1 protein-coding gene is annotated in these 726 nt (G+C 75.8%); it reads left to right on the top strand.

What is annotated here, in order from left to right; all coding sequences use genetic code 11:
- Window positions 1-478: glycoside hydrolase family 75 protein (locus DMC61_RS40920; protein ID WP_233595119.1), on the top strand; the 478-nt coding region annotated here is incomplete at its 5' end.
- Window positions 479-726: the final 248 nt, after the last annotated feature.

Below are 726 nucleotides of genomic sequence, written 5' to 3' on the forward strand. Positions count from 1 at the left end.
CGGGACACGGGAGGCCGTGTACTGGAAGGCCGACCTGGACATCGACTGCGACGGCCGGCCCGGCGACCGCTGCAACGGCCGTACCGACCCGGAGTTCAGCCCCGCCACCGCGTACACGGAGTCCGACGGCCGCCCGCTGGACGCCGAACGCCTGCCCTACGTCGTCGTGCCCGGCCCGAGCGACACCTGGGACCCCGGGGAGGACCACGTCCGCGGCGGGTCACTCGCCGCCCTGGTCCACGGGGACCGGGTGCGGTACGCGGTCGTCGGCGACGTGGGCCCTACCGACCTCACCGGCGAGGCCTCCTACGCCGCCGCGCGTTCCCTGGGCATCCCGGCCGACCCGGCGGGCGGCGGTGCGGCCTCCGACGTGACGTACATCGTCTTCAAGGACAGCGAGGTGACGCCCGTGGAGGACACCGCCGCGGCCGAGAAGGCGGGCGAACGACTGGCGCGGAGGTTCGCGTCCGGGGGCTGAGCGGGCTTGTGACCCGGTGCGCTCCGCCGCCCGGTGCCGGCGGAACCGCCGCCCGGACCGCCCTGCCCCCGCTCCGCAGACGGCGCCCGCGAGGCCACGGCCCCGCGGCGCCCGCCCGGCCTGGGGCTGACCCGGCCTTCGATCGTCCGGCTGACCCGGCTTCCGGCTGATCTGACCTTCGATCACCGGGCTTCTGGTCGACCCGGCCTTCGATCACCCGACTTCTCGTCGCCCCGGTCTCCGATCGC

It is taken from the genome of Amycolatopsis sp. WAC 04169 (assembly GCF_003947535.1).
Lineage (GTDB): Bacteria > Actinomycetota > Actinomycetes > Mycobacteriales > Pseudonocardiaceae > Amycolatopsis > Amycolatopsis keratiniphila.